Here is a 14,958-nt window from a genome sequence, read left to right as displayed (position 1 = left end):
GCTATACATGGCACTTTTAATTAATTTAGCACAAGAATGTTAAATTTAATAAGCAAAAGGTTATTTCACTGTATGATAAAAACCACCCGTTATAATTTATTCGTGAGAATCGTTTTTTGAGTGTTAGAAATTTATATCTAAATAGCGTTGATTAATGACCAAAGCCAGACTCCTGTAACGCTCACAAGACTCTTCTGCATTCGACGGCGGTTCTAGTCAGTAGTAGATGTTTAAGGCGTGGCAGAGACATTTCATCCTTACTCTACGGCATTGTTCTACATACATTGGTCGTGGTACTCACTCAGCATAAGTGAGCGAAAAGAGAATAGTTCAGTGATTTGAGTAATTAACCTGATTAAATGAAGGGGTATAATAAATGATAATACTCTGGCTTTATCGTTAATTACTTAATTCCACATGTAAGCAATTTGCCCGCTTGGCATAGCGGGCATTTTTTCCAGGTACTTTTGAATGAGTACTGATGGATAAATACATTGCAGTGGCGTGCCACGTACCAAAACACCAGCCCTCATTCGAAACCACCCACCACACTTCTTCCTTGAAATGGCGTTAGTCGTGAAATATAGACTGCCATCGAGTACCCCTTGTACCCTTAACTCTTCCTGATACCTGAATGATGATTTGGTGGCCCTTGCTGGACTTGAACCAGCGACCGGACGATTATGAGTCGTCTGCTCTAACCACTGAGCTAAAGGGCCTTGAGTATGCAATAACAATACTTATAAACCACGCAATAAACATGATGATCTTATGATGTAAATAACAGATTTTTATGCGTTCTCATTCATCCTGGGTCGTCATTACCTGCGACATAAAACCCGACACCGCTTCCATTCACAAAGTCGATACTCTCAGTCAACAAGCAAATGCTAATACTTAGCACTATTTATAGTTATCATCGATTCAATGATACTTTGTAATGATTTTGTATCTAATAATATAACTTTATTACATTAGCTGAAGAGTTTTCGCATCATTATGATATCTGTTACTTTTCACGCCATAAAAATAAACTTCATATAGCAATATATTCTTTCATAGATCTTATTCTGCTAATCATTAGATTCGTATGAGCGATTTTTGACAGTTGCCTCTCCAGACCACATCGATAATTAAAAAAACAGATTTAAGCATTATCCTTTTCCATATAAATATTGGATAAAAGTAGGACATCTGTTTGCAATTACTTTCACAACAATTAAACATTTTTATGTTTCCGTATACACCATATTACTCTACCATTAGAGGAACTTTATTATGTTTTCTATAAAACCAGGACCAAGAAATTTACCTATCGACAACCCCACATTGTTATCATGGAACATTACTGACGGGGATCTAAATTCCAAATTAAATACATTAGAATATCTAAACTGTATAACAAATATTATTAATTCTTGTGGAGTTTATCCTCAGGATTTAAAAGACAGAGAAATTATATCAACTTTTCACGCAGAAAAAGTTATTAATGATCTGTTAAAAAACGATTATAAAATTTCCCTTTTTCCAGATACAACTTACCGAGAGTTGAATAAAGCAGCACAGCGTAGCATTACAGCGCCAGACAGGATAGGAGAAGGAAAAACATGGGTTTATCAACGAGATATAATAGTTGAAAGAGGTGATAACAGCGGTGTTCATCAGTATGGTCCAGCTGAACATTTCACTCACATTATATCTGACAAACCGTCCCCAAAAGATAAGTATGTTGCATATGCTATTAACATTCCTGACTATGAACTGGCAGCTGATGTATATAATATTAACGTAACGTCACCTACCGGCCAGCAAGAAACATTTAAAATATTAATCAATCCAGAACATTTACGGCAAACACTTGAGCGTAAATCTCTTACTGCTGTTCAGAAATCACAATGTGAAATCATCACCCCCAAAAAACCTGGCGAAGCGATTCTTCATGCTTTTAATGCCACCTATCAGCAAATCAGGAAAAATATATCTGAGTTTGCACGTTGTCATTATGGGTATATACAAATCCCTCCCGTAACCACTTTCCGCGCCGACGGACCAGAAACTCCCGAAGAAGAAAAAGGTTACTGGTTTCACGCTTATCAACCCGAAGATCTTTGTACCATCCATAATCCAATGGGAGATTTACAGGATTTTATCGCATTGGTTAAAGATGCCAAAAAATTTGGTATCGATATTATCCCTGATTATACATTTAACTTTATGGGAATCGGGGGTAGTGGTAAAAATGATCTGGATTATCCCTCTGCCGATATACGAGCGAAGATCAGTAAAGATATAGAAAGTGGTATCCCTGGCTATTGGCAAGGTCAGGTCTTGATTCCCTTTATTATAGATCCAGTAACAAAAGAACGTGACCAGATCCATCCAGAAGATATACATCTCACTGCAAAAGACTTCGAAGCAAGTAAAGATAATATTTCTAAGGATGAATGGGAAAACCTCCATGCATTAAAAGAAAAGCGTTTAAATGGAATGCCTAAAACAACACCCAAAAGTGACCAGGTTATTATGTTGCAAAATCAATACGTTCGTGAAATGCGAAAATATGGCGTACGAGGTTTACGTTATGATGCAGCAAAACACTCAAAACATGAACAAATAGAGAGATCGATAACCCCACCGCTTAAAAATTATAATGAGCGGTTGCACAATACAAATTTATTTAATCCAAAATATCAAAAAAAAGCTGTTATGAATTACATGGAATACCTGGTAACTTGTCCGTTAGATGAACAACAAATGTCATCGCTGCTTTATGAAAGAGATGATTTAAGCGCCATTGATTTTTCATTGCTCATGAAGACGATAAAAGCCTTTTCATTCGGTGGAGATCTCCAAACCCTTGCATCAAAACCGGGTTCCGCAATCTCAAGCATCCCATCAGAAAGACGGATATTGATTAACATCAACCACGATTTCCCTAACAATGGTAATCTTTTCAATGACTTTTTATTTAACCATCAGCAAGATGAACAATTAGCAATGGCATATATGGCCGCTCTCCCGTTCAGCAGGCCTTTAGTTTACTGGGATGGTCAGGTATTAAAATCAACGACTGAGATTAAAAATGATGATGGGTCCACTCGTGTCGGCGGTGAGGCGTGGCTTAATAAAGGTTGCTCTACCTATCAGCAGCTCTACAATGAATTCCACGCATTATATATAGATAAAGAAGGAATATGGAGCGCATTTGAGGGTGTATTTGCAACTAAAAATGTTCTGGCCTTTAGTCGTGGGGATTCTGTGAACATTAATCACTCTCCTCATGATGGACTAGTTATAATAAATAAAGGAAACGAAGAAGTTGAAGGTACCTGGCCTAACAAATTGCAACCAGGAATATATAAAAACATGGGGAGTAATAGCGTTTGTATTATTAATAATAATACCCGAAAAATTATCCCCCCTGGTAAAGTATTTACGCTTAGAGGCGGAACTCTAAATATCAATATCCCTGGGCGCAGCGCTCTTCTTTTAGGGAAAACAGGAGAACCGCCGAACTATCTCTATTTGTAATTTAATGTTACATCTGCCCCGCTAAAACGGGGCAGATAATATGTTTAGTTTACTAACGGTCATTTTGCAGTGAAGCCATTTACCGTTTTATCGACCAGATAATCTGTTCTCTGATGGTAATCCCCCCCTAACCTGTTGCTTTAGTTATTCATTTCCTGTCTCACTTTGCCTTAATACCCTACGTTAAATGTTACCAATTTGTTGCTTTTGATCACAATAAGAAAACAATATGGCGCATTTGTGCGCATTTTTCAGAAATGTAGATATTTTTAGATTATGGCTACGAAATGAGCATCGCCATGTCACCCTACATCTCATAAGAGGATCGCTTCTGATGAATGCACTGACCGCCGTACAAAACAACGCTGTCGATTCAGGCCAGGACTATAGCGGATTCACCCTCACCCCGTCGGCGCAATCCCCGCGCCTGCTGGAACTCACCTTCACCGAACAGACGACCAAACAGTTTCTCGAACAGGTTGCCGAATGGCCCGTGCAGGCGCTGGAGTACAAATCTTTTCTGCGTTTTCGGGTAGGCAAAATTCTTGACGATCTGTGTGCGAACCAGCTGCAACCATTGCTGTTGAAGACCCTGCTAAACCGTGCTGAAGGTGCGCTGTTGATCAATGCGGTGGGTGTCGATGATGTGAAGCAAGCGGATGAGATGGTGAAGCTGGCAACGGCGGTAGCGCATCTGATTGGTCGCTCAAATTTCGATGCGATGAGCGGTCAGTATTACGCGCGATTCGTGGTGAAAAATGTCGATAACTCAGACAGCTATCTGCGTCAGCCGCACCGCGTAATGGAGCTGCACAACGACGGCACCTACGTCGAAGAGATCACCGACTATGTGCTGATGATGAAAATCGACGAGCAGAACATGCAGGGTGGAAATTCGTTGCTGCTGCATCTCGATGACTGGGAACATCTGGACCACTATTTCCGCCACCCGCTGGCGCGTCGCCCGATGCGCTTTGCCGCGCCTCCGAGCAAAAACGTCAGCAAAGATGTTTTCCATCCAGTGTTCGACGTTGATCAACAGGGTCGCCCGGTGATGCGTTATATCGACCAGTTCGTCCAGCCAAAAGACTTCGAAGAAGGCGTGTGGCTGAGCGAGCTTTCCGACGCCATCGAAACCAGCAAAGGCATTCTTTCTGTGCCCGTTCCCGTTGGCAAATTCCTGTTGATTAACAATCTATTCTGGCTGCACGGTCGCGACCGCTTTACTCCGCACCCGGATCTGCGCCGTGAACTGATGCGTCAGCGTGGCTATTTCGCTTACGCCACTAACCACTACCAGACGCATCAGTAAGCGCAAAGGAATTGAGCGGATGTATGATTTTGTGATTATTGGCGGCGGCATCATCGGCATGTCGACCGCCATGCAACTGATTGATGTCTATCCGGATGCCCGCATTGCGTTGCTGGAAAAAGAGTCCGGCCCGGCCAGTCACCAGACGGGTCACAACAGCGGCGTGATCCATGCCGGGGTCTATTACACGCCCGGTAGCCTGAAGGCGCAGTTTTGCCTGGCGGGGAACCGCGCCACCAAAGCCTTTTGCGATCAAAACGCCATTCGCTATGACAACTGCGGCAAGATGCTGGTCGCCACCTCTGAACTCGAAATGGAACGGATGCGCGCGTTGTGGGAACGCACGGCGGCGAACGGTATCGAGCGCGAGTGGTTAAACGCCGAGGAACTGCGCGAGCGCGAACCGAATATCACCGGGCTCGGCGGCATTTTTGTGCCGTCCAGCGGCATTGTCAGCTATCGCGAAGTGACGGCGGCGATGGCAAAAATCTTCCAGGCCAGAGGCGGCGAGATTATTTATAACGCCGAAGTCAGCGCCCTCAGTGAGCATAAAAACGGCGTGGTGATACGTACCCGTCAGGGCGGTGAATATGAAGCATCGACGCTGATTAGCTGTTCCGGGCTGATGGCTGACCGGCTGGTGAAAATGCTCGGCCTCGAACCGGGCTTTATTATCTGCCCGTTCCGTGGCGAGTATTTCCGCCTTGCGCCGGAGCATAACCAGATTGTTAACCACCTGATTTACCCCATTCCCGACCCCGCGATGCCATTTTTGGGCGTGCATCTCACCCGCATGATCGATGGCAGCGTGACCGTCGGGCCAAACGCGGTGCTGGCTTTTAAACGCGAAGGCTATCGCAAGCGCGATTTCTCGTTTAGTGACACGCTGGAGATTTTAGGCTCGTCGGGGATTCGCCGGGTGCTGCAAAACCATCTACGCTCAGGATTGGGCGAGATGAAAAACTCGCTGTGCAAAAGCGGCTATCTGCGGCTGGTGCAAAAATATTGTCCCCGGCTTTCGTTAAGCGATCTCCAGCCCTGGCCCGCCGGTGTGCGGGCGCAGGCGGTATCGCCGGACGGCAAGCTGATTGACGATTTTCTGTTTGTCACCACCCCGCGCACGATCCACACCTGCAATGCGCCCTCCCCGGCAGCGACATCAGCAATTCCTATTGGTGCGCATATTGTCAGCAAGGTACAAACGCTGTTGGCAAGCCAGAGTAACCCCGGACGCACGCTGCGAGCGGCACGTAGTGTGGATGCCTTACACGCCGCATTTAATCAATAACCTTTGAAAACAGGACGTAACAATGAAACTTAACGACAGTAACTTATTCCGCCAGCAGGCGTTGATTAACGGGGAATGGCTGGACGCCAACAATGGCGAGGTCATCGACGTCACCAATCCGGCGAACGGCGACAAGCTGGGTAGCGTACCCAAAATGGGCGCTGATGAAACCCGCGCCGCTATCGACGCCGCCAACCGCGCTCTGCCCGCCTGGCGTGCGCTCACCGCCAAAGAACGCGCCACCATTCTGCGCAACTGGTTCAATTTGATGATGGAGCATCAGGACGATTTAGCGCGCCTGATGACCCTCGAACAGGGCAAACCACTGGCCGAAGCGAAAGGCGAAATCAGCTACGCAGCCTCTTTTATTGAGTGGTTTGCCGAAGAAGGCAAACGTATTTATGGCGATACCATTCCCGGTCATCAGGCCGACAAACGCCTGATTGTTATCAAGCAGCCGATTGGCGTTACCGCCGCCATCACGCCGTGGAACTTCCCGGCGGCGATGATTACCCGTAAAGCCGGTCCGGCGCTGGCGGCAGGCTGCACGATGGTGCTGAAACCTGCCAGTCAGACGCCGTTCTCTGCGCTGGCGCTGGCGGAACTGGCGATTCGCGCAGGCGTTCCGGCTGGCGTATTTAACGTGGTCACCGGTTCGGCGGGCGCGGTCGGTAACGAACTGACCAGCAATCCGCTGGTGCGCAAGCTGTCGTTTACCGGCTCGACCGAAATTGGCCGCCAGTTAATGAAACAGTGCGCGAAAGACATCAAGAAAGTGTCGCTGGAGCTGGGCGGCAACGCGCCGTTTATCGTCTTTGACGATGCCGATCTCGATAAAGCCGTGGAAGGCGCACTGGCCTCGAAATTCCGCAACGCCGGGCAAACCTGCGTCTGCGCCAACCGTTTATATGTGCAGGACGGCGTGTATGACCGCTTTGCCGAAAAATTACAGCAGGCGGTGAGCAAACTGCACATCGGCGACGGGCTGGAGAATGGCGTCACCATCGGGCCGCTGATTGATGAAAAAGCGGTAGCAAAAGTGGAAGAGCATATTGCCGATGCGCTGGAGAAAGGTGCGCGTGTAGTTTGCGGCGGTAAAGCGGATGAACGCGGCGGCAACTTCTTCCAGCCGACCATTCTGGTGGACGTTCCGGCCAACGCCAAAGTGTCGAAAGAAGAGACGTTCGGCCCCCTTGCCCCGCTATTCCGTTTTAAAGATGAAGCCGATGTGATTGCGCAGGCCAATGACACCGAGTTTGGCCTTGCCGCCTATTTCTACGCCCGTGATTTAAGCCGCGTCTTCCGCGTGGGCGAGGCGCTGGAGTACGGCATCGTCGGCATCAATACTGGCATTATTTCCAATGAAGTGGCCCCGTTCGGTGGCATTAAAGCCTCGGGTCTGGGTCGTGAAGGTTCGAAGTATGGCATCGAAGATTACTTAGAAATCAAATATATGTGCATCGGTCTTTAACTGGAGAACGCGAATGAGCAGCAATAAAGAGTTAATGCAGCGCCGCAGTCAGGCAGTTCCTCGTGGCGTTGGGCAAATTCACCCCATTTTCGCTGATCGCGCGGAAAACTGCCGGGTGTGGGACGTTGAAGGCCGTGAGTATCTTGATTTCGCGGGCGGCATTGCAGTGCTCAATACCGGGCACCTGCATCCGAAAGTGGTTGCGGCGGTGGAAGCGCAGTTGAAAAAACTGTCGCACACCTGCTTCCAGGTGCTGGCCTACGAGCCGTATCTGGAGCTGTGCGAAATAATGAATCAGAAGGTGCCAGGCGATTTTGCCAAAAAAACGCTGCTGGTAACGACCGGTTCTGAAGCGGTGGAGAACGCGGTGAAAATCGCCCGCGCCGCCACCAAACGCAGCGGGACCATCGCCTTTAGCGGCGCGTATCACGGGCGCACGCATTACACGCTGGCGCTGACCGGCAAGGTGAATCCGTACTCTGCGGGTATGGGGCTGATGCCAGGCCATGTTTATCGCGCGCTTTATCCTTGCCCGCTGCACGGCATCAGTGAAGATGACGCTATCGCCAGCATCCACCGGATCTTCAAAAATGACGCCGCCCCGGAAGATATCGCTGCCATCGTGATTGAGCCGGTTCAGGGCGAAGGCGGTTTCTACGCCGCGACGCCAGCCTTTATGCAGCGTTTACGCGCGCTGTGTGATGAGCACGGGATCATGCTGATTGCCGATGAAGTGCAGAGCGGCGCGGGGCGTACCGGCACGCTGTTTGCGATGGAGCAGATGGGCGTTGCGCCAGATCTCACCACCTTTGCAAAATCGATCGCAGGCGGTTTCCCGCTGGCGGGCGTCACCGGGCGCGCGGAAGTGATGGACGCTGTCGCACCGGGCGGTCTGGGCGGCACCTATGCGGGTAACCCGATTGCCTGCGTGGCCGCGCTGGAAGTGTTGAAAGTGTTCGAGCAGGAAAATCTGCTGCAAAAAGCCAACGATCTGGGGCAGAAACTGAAAGACGGATTGCTGGCGATAGCCGAAAAACATACTGAGATCGGCGACGTACGCGGGCTGGGGGCGATGATCGCCATCGAGCTGTTTGAAGATGGCGATCACAGCAAGCCGGACGCAAAACTCACCGCCGAGATCGTGGCGCGTGCCCGCGATAAAGGCCTGATTCTTCTCTCCTGCGGCCCGTATTACAACGTGCTGCGCATCCTTGTACCGCTCACCATTGAAGACGCTCAGATCCGTCAGGGTCTGGAGATCATCAGCCAATGTTTTGATGAGGCGAAGCAGTAGATCCGTACCCATGCCGGAGGCGACGCTGCGCGTCTTGTCCGGCCTACGCGAATCCAGGTCGGATAAAGCGTTTACGCTGCATCCGACAATCTGTACGTGAACAGGAATAAATCTATGTCGGCCGGGTAAGGCGGAGCCGCTCTCCGGTAAAAAGAATCAATAACAATTAAACGCGTGACCCGACGCGGGAAATGTCGGGGCGCTCTCCCAAGTGACACACTTTCGAGAGGATTCAGGATGGGGCAATCATCGCAACCACATGAGTTAGGCGGCGGGCTGAAGTCACGCCACGTCACCATGTTGTCTATTGCCGGTGTTATCGGCGCAAGTCTGTTTGTCGGTTCCAGCGTCGCCATCGCCGAAGCGGGCCCGGCGGTATTACTGGCCTATCTGTTCGCCGGATTACTGGTGGTTATGATTATGCGGATGTTGGCGGAAATGGCAGTTGCCACGCCCGATACCGGTTCGTTTTCCACCTATGCCGACAAGGCAATTGGCCGCTGGGCGGGTTATACCATCGGCTGGCTGTACTGGTGGTTTTGGGTACTGGTTATCCCGCTGGAAGCCAACATCGCCGCCATGATCCTGCACTCGTGGGTTCCAGGCATTCCCATCTGGTTATTTTCCCTCGTCATTACCCTCGCCTTAACTGGCAGTAATTTATTAAGCGTTAAAAACTACGGCGAATTTGAGTTCTGGCTGGCGCTGTGCAAAGTCATCGCTATCCTGGCCTTTATTTTCCTTGGTGCAGTCGCAATTAGCGGTTTTTACCCTTATGCCGAAGTGAGCGGGATCTCAAGATTGTGGGATAGCGGCGGCTTTATGCCCAACGGCTTCGGTGCGGTATTAAGCGCGATGTTGATCACTATGTTCTCGTTTATGGGCGCAGAAATTGTCACCATTGCCGCCGCGGAATCCGACACGCCGGAAAAACATATTGTCCGCGCCACCAACTCGGTTATCTGGCGTATCTCTATTTTCTATTTGTGTTCTATTTTTGTCGTTGTGGCATTAATACCGTGGAATATGCCGGGGCTGAAAGCCGTTGGATCTTATCGCTCGGTTCTGGAATTGCTCAATATTCCCCATGCGAAATTAATCATGGACTGCGTGATATTACTTTCCGTAACCAGTTGCCTGAACTCGGCGCTGTATACCGCTTCCAGAATGCTCTACTCCTTAAGCCGTCGCGGTGATGCTCCCGCGGTAATGGGTAAAATCAACCGCAGTAAAACCCCGTATGTGGCGGTATTACTCTCGACCGGTGCGGCATTTTTAACGGTGGTGGTGAATTATTACGCGCCTGCGAAAGTGTTTAAATTTCTGATCGATAGCTCCGGCGCTATCGCCCTGCTGGTTTATTTAGTCATCGCCGTTTCACAATTGCGGATGCGCAAAATTCTGCGAGCAGAAGGAAGCGAAATTCGCCTGCGGATGTGGCTTTATCCGTGGCTCACCTGGCTGGTAATCGGCTTTATTACCTTTGTGTTGGTAGTGATGCTATTCCGCCCGGCGCAACAGTTAGAAGTGATCTCCACTGGCTTATTAGCGATAGGGATTATCTGTACCGTGCCAATTATGGCTCGCTGGAAAAAGCTGGTATTGTGGCAAAAAACACCCGTTCATAATACGCGCTGATAATGATCAGGAGTCACACCATGACCATTACGTCTCTGGATGGCTATCGCTGGCTGAAGAACGATATTATTCGCGGTAATTTTCAACCGGATGAAAAATTACGGATGAGTTTGCTGACATCGCGTTATGCACTTGGCGTTGGGCCGTTGCGGGAAGCGCTTTCGCAACTGGTAGCAGAACGACTGGTCACGGTGGTGAATCAAAAAGGGTATCGGGTGGCGTCTATGTCAGAGCAGGAGCTGCTCGATATTTTCGACGCCCGCGCCAATATGGAAGCGATGCTGGTCAGTCTGGCGATTGCCCGCGGTGGCGATGAATGGGAGGCAGACGTTCTCGCAAAAGCGCATCTGCTCAGTAAGCTGGAGGCCTGTGACGCCAGTGAGAAAATGCTTGATGAGTGGGATCTGCGTCATCAGGCGTTTCATACTGCAATTGTGGCGGGCTGTGGTTCTCACTATTTGCTGCAAATGCGTGAACGGTTGTTTGATCTGGCGGCGCGCTATCGATTTATCTGGCTGCGGCGAACAGTGCTTTCGGTGGAAATGCTGGAAGATAAACGCGATCAGCACCAGACCCTGACTGCGGCGGTACTGGCGCGAGATACCGCGCGCGCCAGTGAGTTAATGCGCCAGCATTTACTGACGCCAATTCCCATTATCCAGCAGGCAATGGCTGGCAATTAACTACTCTTCAGGAATACGCAACACTTGCCCCGGGTAAATTTTATCCGGGCTTTTTAGCATCGGTTTATTCGCTTCGAAGATTTTATTGTACAGATTGGCGTTACCGTAGACCTGTTTGGAAATGGCACTCAGAGTGTCGCCAGACTTAACGGTATAAAACTGGCTGGCAGCGGCTGGTGTCGCCGTTTTCACCTGATCATCGACACTGGCAATACCGGAAATATTCCCCACCGCAACAAGGATTTTCTCCTTCGCCTCCTGACTCAGGCCATCACCCGTGACCGTCGCTTTGCCGTCGGCGATTTGAATGTTCACTTTATCGGCATCAGGTATACCGGTTTTGTTCAGATGCTCCTGCACCTTCTTCGCCTGATCGTCTTTATCGTGCTGACCTGTAACCGCGTCCCAGAGTTTTTCTCCGGCATCTTTCACAAAATTGAACAGACCCATAGCTACCTCATTCGTTAACGGAAACACTCAGAAAGTGTAGCAGAGGAACGCGGCGCGTTAACGCCGCGGGGATGAGCACAGGTTTAATCGCGGGTTTGCACCCAGAACGCGTGAATCAAACCGGGGATATACCCAAGCAGTGTCAACAGAATATTAATAATGAACGCCCAACCGAACCCTTTACCGAGCAGCACGCCGAGCGGCGGCAGAATGATGGTGATGACGATTCTCCAGAAACCCATATGTACTCCCTATAAGAAAATTACTCATTGTTTAAAAAGAGATTTTATCTCTTAAGCGTAGTAATTTTAGCGGAGCCTTCCAGTTTCAGCTTACGCTTTTACTCTCATTTACGCTGCTGAGGCTGGTATATGTTGCATTTTTAGTTTAGAGTTTACTTAATTTAGAAAATACTTAAATAACTATGACTGAACTCGCGCAATTACAGGCTAGTGCCGAACAGGCAGCGGCCTTATTGAAAGCAATGAGCCACCCTAAACGGTTGCTGATTCTGTGCATGCTTAGCGGTTCCCCCGGCACCAGCGCGGGAGAGCTGACGCGCATTACCGGACTGAGTGCCTCTGCGACATCACAGCATCTCGCTCGTATGCGGGACGAAGGGTTTATCGACAGCCAACGGGATGCCCAACGCATTCTATATTCCATTAAAAATGAGGCGGTAAATGCCATTATCGCCACCCTGAAAAATGTCTATTGTCCGTAAGGAGTCACTATGGCTTTGACAACCATTTCGCCGCATGATGCACAAGAATTAATCGCACGCGGCGCAAAGTTAATCGATATTCGTGACGCTGATGAATATCTTCGTGAGCATATTCCTGAAGCAGATCTGGCTCCATTATCCGTGCTGGAACAGTCAGGTCTTCCGGCTAAATTACGTCACGAGCAAATTATATTCCACTGCCAGGCAGGTAAACGCACCAGTAATAACGCCGATAAATTAGCAGCGATTGCCGCCCCCGCAGAAATCTTTTTACTCGAAGATGGGATTGATGGCTGGAAAAAAGCAGGATTACCAGTAGCGGTAAATAAATCTCAACCCTTGCCGTTAATGCGCCAGGTGCAGATCGCTGCGGGTGGTTTAATATTAATCGGAGTTATACTAGGTTATACCGTAAATAGCGGTTTCTTCTTATTAAGCGGCTTTGTTGGTGCCGGGTTACTGTTTGCAGGAATTAGCGGTTTTTGTGGGATGGCAAGGTTGTTAGGTAAGATGCCGTGGAACCAACGAGCTTGAGAAGCGACGCCGGACGCGCCATAGCGGCGGCATCCGGCCTCAGTAATTAGATCAGGAAATCGTCGAGAGATTTACCTTCTGCCAGCGCCTGAGCGATTGGCTTCGGTGTACGACCCTGACCGGTCCAGGTTTTAGTTTCACCGTTAACATCGGTGAATTTATATTTCGCCGGACGCGGCTGGCGTTTTTTACCAGCGCGTGGTGCAGCAGCAGAGCTATTACCCAATAACTCTTCCGGGTTAATTCCGTCAGCTTTCATCAGCTCCAGCCAGGTGCTAATTTTTTCCTGACGCTCAGCCAGTTCACGCTGCTGCTGTTCTTCTTCTTCACGTCTTTCTTTAGTGACAACCCTGAATTTTTCGAGCATTTCTTCAAGAACGTCAATGGAGAATTCGCGAGCCATCGCACGGAGGGTGCGAATGTTATTTAAACTTTGTAACATTACGGACATAATAAAGAAAACCTTTTAACGCCAAAACAAAAAAGTATTTCGTCGCGTAGTGTAAGCGATCACTTATTATATTTCCACAAAATTTAATCTATTTACAGTCCTGCGCGAGATTATTTCAGCTGTTATTTTCTGAAACTCTCAGAATAATTTCAAGATTATATATTAGCCATTTTGATGAGTAATTTCGGTTATTGGTGAACAGAACGGCGCTCTCTGCTCGCTAATTCCGCAAGCCTGACAAAACCGAAGTGAATAAAAATGCAATATAACAGAATAAAAGAAAACACCCCTCACTGGTGCTTTCTGCTGTTAATGTACATTTTCTGGCATAAAAAATGCTGTAAATGACCCGGTCACGACATACACCGAATTCTCTACGTTTATAGCGTTACCTCACCCCCAAACTTTCATTAGTTAAATTAAAGGTAATCTCATATCTAATTGATTTAATTGAAAATAAATCATATCGGCATGTAAAAATCCACAATGTACAAAAAACGAGCCGTTACGGAATATTTTATCTACAAAAACTGACTAAATAAAAATTTTTCACTAATTGATTAGTCATAGCCAGCGATATACGCTATGCGAAAATGCAGATGGCAATGAGATCCACTGTTTTCATCTCCATTAACATCCCATTACGCTTTTATTAAGGAGCATTAGCATGTTCTCACCGCAGTCACGCTTGCGTCATGCAGTTGCAGATACGTTCGCGATGGTTGTTTACTGTTCTGTCGTGAACATGTGTATTGAAGTTTTCCTCTCCGGAATGAGCTTCGAACAGTCTCTTTATTCCAGATTGGTAGCGATTCCGGTGAACATCTTAATTGCATGGCCATACGGTATGTACCGCGATCTGTTTATGCGCGCGGCACGCAAAGTTAGTCCGTCGGGCTGGGTAAAAAATCTGGCGGATATCCTGGCGTATGTGACGTTCCAGTCACCGGTGTATGTGGCGATCTTGTTAGTGGTGGGCGCAGACTGGCATCAGATTATGGCGGCGGTCAGTTCAAACATCGTTGTTTCGATGTTGATGGGGGCGGTTTATGGCTACTTCCTCGATTATTGCCGCCGACTGTTTAAAGTCAGCCGTTACCAGCAGGTAAAAGCCTGACCCTTCTTTTCGCGACTGGCATCGCCAGTCGCGTCTTTAACTGGCTTCGCCAAATAAACCATTCAAATAACGTTCAAGCGCAACACGCGAACTAAAGCCATGCGGGATACCGTAATGCTCATGACGTTCACCCGCTAAATAGAGCGGAAATTGCTGGTAATGATCGCAAGTTTTAATATCGGAAGCGGGTTCAGCCAGTGTTGAACTGCGTTCTTTTAATGTTGGATGAATTACCAGAGCGGTACGTCCCATTCGCGCTTCGCGATTAACATAGACATAATTTTCCCCACGGCGGTAACCATAGGCTTTCTGAGTTACCACATCGACAGTAAAACCGACTTTTTCAAGTACGCGCGCCACCTCGTCTGGTCGTAAATACATATTTGATCCTCGTTATTATCAACCGCGGGCCTACCTTACCTGATTGCGCATTCACAACGCTTTCAGAAAAGTCCATAAAGCCGC

Annotated in this window: 14 protein-coding genes and 1 tRNA gene; 10 read left to right on the top strand and 5 right to left on the bottom strand. The window is 48.2% G+C overall.

All coding sequences use genetic code 11. The features are described from left to right. Nucleotides 1–643: 643 nt before the first annotated feature. Nucleotides 644–719, bottom strand: a tRNA-Ile gene (locus tag ACJHX3_RS22160). 559 nt (nucleotides 720–1,278) lie between these two features. Here ACJHX3_RS22160 and ACJHX3_RS22155 point away from each other — a divergent pair. The 7 genes from ACJHX3_RS22155 to csiR all read left to right on the top strand — a co-directional run bounded on the left by ACJHX3_RS22155 (nucleotide 1,279) and on the right by csiR (nucleotide 11,217). Further along, a complete protein-coding gene (locus tag ACJHX3_RS22155) occupies nucleotides 1,279–3,531 on the top strand; it encodes an alpha-amylase family glycosyl hydrolase (protein WP_094308529.1) in 2,253 nt (750 codons plus the stop codon). Between the two features lie 334 nt (nucleotides 3,532–3,865). Beyond that, complete coding sequence (glaH, locus tag ACJHX3_RS22150) at nucleotides 3,866–4,843, top strand: glutarate dioxygenase GlaH (RefSeq protein WP_001308899.1); 978 nt, start codon at nucleotides 3,866–3,868, stop codon at nucleotides 4,841–4,843. 19 nt (nucleotides 4,844–4,862) lie between these two features. Then, nucleotides 4,863–6,131 (top strand): L-2-hydroxyglutarate oxidase, encoded by a 1,269-nt coding sequence (gene lhgO / locus ACJHX3_RS22145; RefSeq protein WP_000272003.1) that lies wholly within the window; start codon nucleotides 4,863–4,865, stop codon nucleotides 6,129–6,131. 22 nt (nucleotides 6,132–6,153) lie between these two features. Next, nucleotides 6,154–7,602, top strand: coding sequence for an NADP-dependent succinate-semialdehyde dehydrogenase (gene gabD, locus ACJHX3_RS22140; RefSeq protein ID WP_094308530.1), 1,449 nt, complete (start codon nucleotides 6,154–6,156; stop codon nucleotides 7,600–7,602). A 13-nt stretch (nucleotides 7,603–7,615) separates the two neighbouring features. After that, the gene (gene gabT / locus ACJHX3_RS22135) at nucleotides 7,616–8,896 is read left to right on the top strand and encodes a 4-aminobutyrate--2-oxoglutarate transaminase (RefSeq protein ID WP_000097678.1); all 1,281 of its coding nucleotides are present in this window, start codon (nucleotides 7,616–7,618) and stop codon (nucleotides 8,894–8,896) included. 237 nt (nucleotides 8,897–9,133) lie between these two features. Beyond that, entirely contained in the window at nucleotides 9,134–10,534 is a 1,401-nt protein-coding gene (gene gabP / locus ACJHX3_RS22130) for a GABA permease (RefSeq protein ID WP_001295173.1), read from the top strand. A 20-nt stretch (nucleotides 10,535–10,554) separates the two neighbouring features. Beyond that, nucleotides 10,555–11,217 (top strand): DNA-binding transcriptional regulator CsiR, encoded by a 663-nt coding sequence (gene csiR, locus ACJHX3_RS22125; RefSeq protein WP_000156814.1) that lies wholly within the window; start codon nucleotides 10,555–10,557, stop codon nucleotides 11,215–11,217. On the opposite strand, the gene kbp is transcribed toward csiR, so the two are convergent. Together kbp and ACJHX3_RS22115 are read right to left on the bottom strand one after the other, a co-directional pair. Then, the gene (gene kbp, locus ACJHX3_RS22120) at nucleotides 11,218–11,667 is read right to left on the bottom strand and encodes a potassium binding protein Kbp (RefSeq protein WP_000522413.1); all 450 of its coding nucleotides are present in this window, start codon (nucleotides 11,665–11,667) and stop codon (nucleotides 11,218–11,220) included. Between the two features lie 83 nt (nucleotides 11,668–11,750). Further along, complete coding sequence (locus ACJHX3_RS22115; protein ID WP_000508177.1) at nucleotides 11,751–11,909, bottom strand: YqaE/Pmp3 family membrane protein; 159 nt, start codon at nucleotides 11,907–11,909, stop codon at nucleotides 11,751–11,753. A gap of 182 nt (nucleotides 11,910–12,091) precedes the next feature. On the opposite strand from ACJHX3_RS22115, the gene ACJHX3_RS22110 reads away from it, so the two are divergent. Together ACJHX3_RS22110 and ygaP are read left to right on the top strand one after the other, a co-directional pair. Continuing rightward, entirely contained in the window at nucleotides 12,092–12,391 is a 300-nt protein-coding gene (locus ACJHX3_RS22110; protein ID WP_094308531.1) for an ArsR/SmtB family transcription factor, read from the top strand. Between the two features lie 9 nt (nucleotides 12,392–12,400). Continuing rightward, complete coding sequence (gene ygaP / locus ACJHX3_RS22105; protein ID WP_001229441.1) at nucleotides 12,401–12,925, top strand: thiosulfate sulfurtransferase YgaP; 525 nt, start codon at nucleotides 12,401–12,403, stop codon at nucleotides 12,923–12,925. 46 nt (nucleotides 12,926–12,971) lie between these two features. On the opposite strand, the gene stpA is transcribed toward ygaP, so the two are convergent. Further along, nucleotides 12,972–13,376: a DNA-binding protein StpA gene (stpA, locus tag ACJHX3_RS22100; protein WP_000115383.1), complete on the bottom strand. Its 405-nt coding sequence runs from the start codon at nucleotides 13,374–13,376 to the stop codon at nucleotides 12,972–12,974. A gap of 667 nt (nucleotides 13,377–14,043) precedes the next feature. Here stpA and alaE point away from each other — a divergent pair. Then, complete coding sequence (alaE, locus tag ACJHX3_RS22095) at nucleotides 14,044–14,493, top strand: L-alanine exporter AlaE (protein ID WP_000492661.1); 450 nt, start codon at nucleotides 14,044–14,046, stop codon at nucleotides 14,491–14,493. A gap of 36 nt (nucleotides 14,494–14,529) precedes the next feature. On the opposite strand, the gene ACJHX3_RS22090 is transcribed toward alaE, so the two are convergent. Next, nucleotides 14,530–14,874 carry a DUF2002 family protein gene (locus tag ACJHX3_RS22090; protein ID WP_000281320.1) on the bottom strand — a complete coding sequence of 115 codons (345 nt, stop codon included), beginning with the start codon at nucleotides 14,872–14,874 and terminating at the stop codon, nucleotides 14,530–14,532. Between the last annotated feature and the right edge of the window lie 84 nt (nucleotides 14,875–14,958).

Origin of the sequence: Escherichia sp. WS1265 (genome assembly GCF_046487585.1) — a bacterium.
GTDB classification, from domain to species: Bacteria; Pseudomonadota; Gammaproteobacteria; order Enterobacterales; family Enterobacteriaceae; genus Escherichia; species Escherichia coli.
Note: the sequence above shows the minus strand (reverse complement) of the source record. Positions and strands in the feature narration are given on the sequence as shown.

Excerpts from the sequence above, each read along its gene's own strand:
- kbp (WP_000522413.1), bottom strand. The coding sequence starts at position 11,667 with ATGGGTCTGTTCAATTTTGTGAAAGATGCCGGAGAAAAACTCTGGGAC.
- ACJHX3_RS22110 (WP_094308531.1), top strand. The coding sequence starts at position 12,092 with ATGACTGAACTCGCGCAATTACAGGCTAGTGCCGAACAGGCAGCGGCC.
- glaH (WP_001308899.1), top strand. The coding sequence starts at position 3,866 with ATGAATGCACTGACCGCCGTACAAAACAACGCTGTCGATTCAGGCCAG.
- gabD (WP_094308530.1), top strand. The coding sequence starts at position 6,154 with ATGAAACTTAACGACAGTAACTTATTCCGCCAGCAGGCGTTGATTAAC.
- gabP (WP_001295173.1), top strand. The coding sequence starts at position 9,134 with ATGGGGCAATCATCGCAACCACATGAGTTAGGCGGCGGGCTGAAGTCA.
- lhgO (WP_000272003.1), top strand. The coding sequence starts at position 4,863 with ATGTATGATTTTGTGATTATTGGCGGCGGCATCATCGGCATGTCGACC.
- gabT (WP_000097678.1), top strand. The coding sequence starts at position 7,616 with ATGAGCAGCAATAAAGAGTTAATGCAGCGCCGCAGTCAGGCAGTTCCT.
- ygaP (WP_001229441.1), top strand. The coding sequence starts at position 12,401 with ATGGCTTTGACAACCATTTCGCCGCATGATGCACAAGAATTAATCGCA.
- ACJHX3_RS22155 (WP_094308529.1), top strand. The coding sequence starts at position 1,279 with ATGTTTTCTATAAAACCAGGACCAAGAAATTTACCTATCGACAACCCC.
- stpA (WP_000115383.1), bottom strand. The coding sequence starts at position 13,376 with ATGTCCGTAATGTTACAAAGTTTAAATAACATTCGCACCCTCCGTGCG.
- csiR (WP_000156814.1), top strand. The coding sequence starts at position 10,555 with ATGACCATTACGTCTCTGGATGGCTATCGCTGGCTGAAGAACGATATT.
- alaE (WP_000492661.1), top strand. The coding sequence starts at position 14,044 with ATGTTCTCACCGCAGTCACGCTTGCGTCATGCAGTTGCAGATACGTTC.
- ACJHX3_RS22090 (WP_000281320.1), bottom strand. The coding sequence starts at position 14,874 with ATGTATTTACGACCAGACGAGGTGGCGCGCGTACTTGAAAAAGTCGGT.
- ACJHX3_RS22115 (WP_000508177.1), bottom strand. The coding sequence starts at position 11,909 with ATGGGTTTCTGGAGAATCGTCATCACCATCATTCTGCCGCCGCTCGGC.